Here is a 4456-nt window from a genome sequence, read left to right as displayed (position 1 = left end):
CAGCCATGACTGCTGGCGGCAAAGCGGCCGATGACGAACGGATGAACCGCAGGGAATGGCGCGCGACAATGTCACGGTTTTCGCGGCAATGGGCCAAAACCGACTGATGCATGGTGGGCACTGCCGTATACCATGTCGGCTTGAATTCGTTTAACCGGGCAAAGAAACTCTCAGCCCCGAATTGGGGCGGGCAGACAATGCTGCCGCCGGCTCTGATCGATGCGAGCAAAGCCGCAATCAGACCGTGGATGTGAAAAAGCGGCATCACATTCAAGCAGCGATCGGCCTCGCTTAACCCCAGCGTTTGCGCAACATGCGCGGCGGAAGCGAAGATGTTCGCGTGTGTCAGCGGAACCAGCTTGGGGCGCGAGGTCGTGCCGGAGGTGTGCAGCAGCAGCGCAATGTCCCCGGGCAAAGGTGAAGTCGTATCAGCGCGTGCGTTTCCCGGCGCAGCTCCGCGCAGTGTGAACCGGCCAGCTTGCGGCTGCGGACAAAGCTCCAGAACCGCTATTCCAAGGCGACGCGCTACGGCTATAGCCGGAGACCCCAGAAGCGCTTGAACGATCAGCGCGCTTGCCTTGAGATCGGTCAGATAAAAATCGAACTCCTCGGCGCGGTAACCCGGGTTCAAGGGCGCGGCCGTGGCGCACGCGGCAACACCCAGAAACGCGCTTGCCATATCCGGGCCATTAGGCAATACCAGCACAATCCGGTCGTTGCGCCCCAAGCGAAGACGATTCAGGTTTTCGCGTATGCTTTGCACCTGCGCGGCGAGGCCGGCATAGGTAAGCGGCTCGCGCTCCGGCGCCAAAAGCGCGATCGTAGATTGGGGTGCTCGTACTGACACCAGACCGCTAATGCAGTCGCCGGCAGGGGCCGGCTCGCGCGAATGCTCGGTCGTCGCCATGTTTCCTTTCATCGGTGAGCTCGCATCGTCGAGTCCCGCACGCCAAGGTAAACTTCGTTCTTTTCAGACGGCCGGGCGCTGATATCCGTTGCGAATCAGCCGCGCCCGGCTCGTATCCTATCGAACGGCGACAAGGGCCTTGGCCATGCCGCGCCTGGGATTGTCAGCCCATCGCTCGCGACAAACCCGCATTTTCGACTGCTCTCGTTTAACGCGCGGCCGCGTCTCTGTCAGCTTTTTTGCGCCGGTTGCGCTTCGGCAGGATAGATTTTCGTTTGCTCGGCGAGAAGTTTTGCTTCAGCCTCGCGGAACATCGTGGCATGATCGACTGCCAGCGGGTGGTGCTTACTGTTCGCAACGAGCGCGAATATCACCCGTTGCTGCTCCCCTGGATTCCCGCTTCCGCGCGAATGGCGGCTATATTTATAAACACGTATTTACGCGACACACGCTAAATAGCCGCTTCGTCAGTCTCACCGGTGCGGATGCGCAGCACCTGCTCGACCGTCGTCACGAATATTTTGCCGTCGCCGATTTTGCCGGTCCGCGCGGATTTGACGATGGCTTCGATCGCCAGATCGGCGAGCTTGCTAGGCACCACAACTTCGATTTTGACCTTGGGCAAAAAATCGACTACGTATTCGGCGCCGCGATAGAGTTCGGTATGGCCCTTCTGCCGGCCGAAGCCCTTGACTTCCGTCACCGTCAACCCGGTCACGCCGATTTCCGATAGCGCCTCTCGCACCTCGTCGAGCTTGAACGGCTTGACGATCGCTTCAATCTTTTTCATTCGGTTCCTCCAAGTTCAACGGTGTCCCTTGCCCGGGTCGGCATGCGCTAAGGGCACATTATAGACGCTGCCGCGATAACGTAGACGCTGCCGCGCTAAACGCAACGCTCATAGCGCATGCCGGTATTTGTTGGTGATCGGATAACGCCAATCCTTTCCGAAACCGCGCGGCGTGATGCGAATTCCGGGCGGCCCCTGCCGGCGTTTGTATTCGCTCGCCGCGATCAGGCGCACGACTTTGACGACGTCGTCTTTGGCGTAGCCGCGCGCCACGATCTCGCGCGGCCCGAGGTCGTGTTCGACGAACGCTTCCATGATGCCGTCGAGAGCCGCGTAGGACGGCAAGGTATCCTGGTCGGTCTGATCGGGCTTGAGTTCGGCGGATGGTGCACGCTGGATGACGCGGTCGGGTATGACCCTGGACAGGCCGTTACGATAATGGCCTAGCCTGTAGACCAGGGTTTTGCTGATGTCCTTGAGGACGGCAAAGCCGCCGGCCATGTCGCCGTAAAGCGTGGCATAGCCGGTGCCCGATTCGCTCTTGTTGCCCGTGTTCAGCACGATATGCCCCGTCTTGTTCGACAGCGCCATCAGCAGTACGCCGCGAATCCGCGATTGCAGATTCTCGTCGGTCGTATCGCTGGCGGTCGGGACAGGACTGGCGCAAGCGGCAAATTCATCGGCCAGCGATTTCCGGAAAGCATCGAACAGCGGCGCGATCGAAATCTCGCTGTAGCTCACCGCCATCAAGCGGGCCATGGTGCGCGCATCGGCAACGCTCATGTCCGCCGTGTATGACGACGGCATCATCACGGCACGCACGCGGTCAGCGCCCAGAGCGTCGACCGCAATCGCCAGGGTCAGCGCCGAATCCATTCCGCCGGACAAGCCGATCAGCGCGCCGGGAAAACCGTTCTTGCCGAGGTAGTCCTTCACCCCCAGACACAGCGCGCTCCAGACTTCGGCTTCCAGCGACGAAGCCGAAGCGAGGACGCCGGCGCCGGGAACGCCATGGTCATCGAGTTCGACGATACCGAGAACTTCTTCAAAAGCGGCAAACTGGTGAGTCGTCGCGCCAGCCTGATTCATCGCGAATGAGCCGCCATCGAAAACGAGCTCGTCCTGGCCGCCGACCAGGTTGGCATAAACCACCGGCATGCCGGTTTCGGCAATGCGGTCGCGGACGACCTCATAGCGTGAGCGCTGTTTCCGCATATGGTAAGGCGAGGCATTCAGCACCAGCAGCGTATCCGCGCCGTCCTGGCGCGCGCGCATCGCGGCGCCGTCTTCCCAGATGTCGGCGCAAATATTGATGCCTAAGCGCACGCCTTCATGCTCGAATACGCACGGCTGGTCGCCGGCCGTGAAATAGCGTTGTTCGTCGAAAACCGTGTAGTTCGGCAGCCTGTGCTTCAGATACGTCGCGGCAATGCGGCCGTCCCGCAGCAGCGACGCGGCGTTATGGCGTTTACCGCCGGTTTCGTGCGGATGACCGACAACGAGCGCTATGCCGTGCGCGCATTCCGCGAGCTCCGCCAGAGCGCGCGCGCACGAATGATAAAAGTCCGGACGTAACAGCAGATCTTCAGGCGGGTAGCCGGACAATGCCATTTCGGGGCTCAACATGAGAGTCGCGCCGGCAGCCCGCGCGCGTTCAGCGAATTCGCGCAGTTTGGCGCTGTTGCCGATGATGTCGCCAACCGTGCAATTGATCTGGGCGATGGCGATTTTCATCGCGCCATTATATCGCGCGCATCGCGGCCCTGAACGAAGGCGACGCGCATGTATTTCTTACATTTTTTGGCGCCTTATTGATGCCGGGGGTGGATCGCGGAAGCGGCAGCCGCTGGTCTCATTTTTCTGCCCCCGACCTGCCGGGGGAAGGGATTCTTCGTGCGACACTTATCTCCTTTTCAGATGTCAGATTTACAAGTTCTGCTGCCGCAGTAAAACCACCAACCTGCTGATTCGCCTGCATTGCTTGTGGCATAGTCCTTGCCACATTTACTGAGGCATGCCCAGTGGATACAAAGGAGACGATTATGGCCACCAATCGGAAACCAGGTATCGATGCCGAGAGCACGGCTGGTCAATTCAATAATCTTGAATCGCGTTCGATGCAGACCGGGAACGACAAGGGCATGGGCGATGACGGCGGTCCAGGGGACGATACCGACAGCGCGCGCCCGGACCGAAATCCACCGGGCAGCATTGAAGCGATCGAGGAAGGCGATGCATCGGATGTAGTCTCGGGTACTGCCGAGGCCGAAACGCGGGGAAAAGGCGATCCCACGCGATCACGCAGTGGCAATGTTCGCGACCATCCCAGGGGCAGTCCGGACATGCCGGACGCCGCTATTGAATAAGGGCTTCGACTCTTGCACGGGATGCGATGAATACCCCGGGGGTCTATCGGGATTCGGTCACGATGACGAAAGGCATGCTGCGATCCGCCAAAGTTTGCCGGCGCTGCTCCAAATCATGCCGTAAAATGGCGCATATTGCTGCCGGCTTTACGAGCGATTGCCCTTGAATGCTCCAATCGGGGGCGAACGACCCATATCAGAGTTCCGATCTACGCTGACAAACCTTCATTTCCACAGGAGAAACCATGGCCACCGCCATTGAGATCCAGAATAATTTGACCCGCCGCCCACTGCTGCCGATGATACGCTGGAGCGCGATACTCGCCGGTCTCGTAGTCGGCCTCGCCACGCATATGCTGCTGACTTTGCTCGGCGTTGCGGCAGGGCTCACGG

5 protein-coding genes are annotated in these 4456 nt (G+C 60.1%); 2 read left to right on the top strand and 3 right to left on the bottom strand.

Translation table 11 applies throughout. The features are described 5' to 3' along the window. From H0V78_13950 to H0V78_13940, 3 genes are all read right to left on the bottom strand, one after another. Positions 1 to 907: AMP-binding protein (locus H0V78_13950; protein MBA2352839.1), on the bottom strand; the 907-nt coding region annotated here is incomplete at its 3' end. A 451-nt stretch (positions 908 to 1358) separates the two neighbouring features. Next, entirely contained in the window at positions 1359 to 1697 is a 339-nt protein-coding gene (locus H0V78_13945) for a P-II family nitrogen regulator (protein MBA2352838.1), read from the bottom strand. A 108-nt stretch (positions 1698 to 1805) separates the two neighbouring features. Continuing rightward, positions 1806 to 3431, bottom strand: a complete 1626-nt coding sequence (locus tag H0V78_13940) for an NAD+ synthase (GenBank protein ID MBA2352837.1) — start codon at positions 3429 to 3431, stop codon at positions 1806 to 1808. A gap of 308 nt (positions 3432 to 3739) precedes the next feature. On the opposite strand from H0V78_13940, the gene H0V78_13935 reads away from it, so the two are divergent. Then, a complete protein-coding gene (locus H0V78_13935; GenBank protein MBA2352836.1) occupies positions 3740 to 4063 on the top strand; it encodes a hypothetical protein in 324 nt (107 codons plus the stop codon). A 245-nt stretch (positions 4064 to 4308) separates the two neighbouring features. Further along, the coding region (locus H0V78_13930; protein MBA2352835.1) for a hypothetical protein at positions 4309 to 4456 on the top strand (148 nt) is incomplete at its 3' end.

The organism is Burkholderiales bacterium (genome assembly GCA_013695435.1).
In the GTDB taxonomy this organism is placed as follows: Bacteria; Pseudomonadota; Gammaproteobacteria; order Burkholderiales; family JACMKV01; genus JACMKV01.
The sequence above is the reverse complement of the archived record's forward strand: the minus strand, read 5'-3'. Positions and strand labels throughout refer to the sequence as shown.

What these genes read in the sequence shown, in the direction of transcription:
- H0V78_13945 (MBA2352838.1), bottom strand. Translation starts at nt 1,697, where the DNA reads ATGAAAAAGATTGAAGCGATCGTCAAGCCGTTCAAGCTCGACGAGGTG.
- H0V78_13940 (MBA2352837.1), bottom strand. Translation starts at nt 3,431, where the DNA reads ATGAAAATCGCCATCGCCCAGATCAATTGCACGGTTGGCGACATCATC.
- H0V78_13935 (MBA2352836.1), top strand. Translation starts at nt 3,740, where the DNA reads ATGGCCACCAATCGGAAACCAGGTATCGATGCCGAGAGCACGGCTGGT.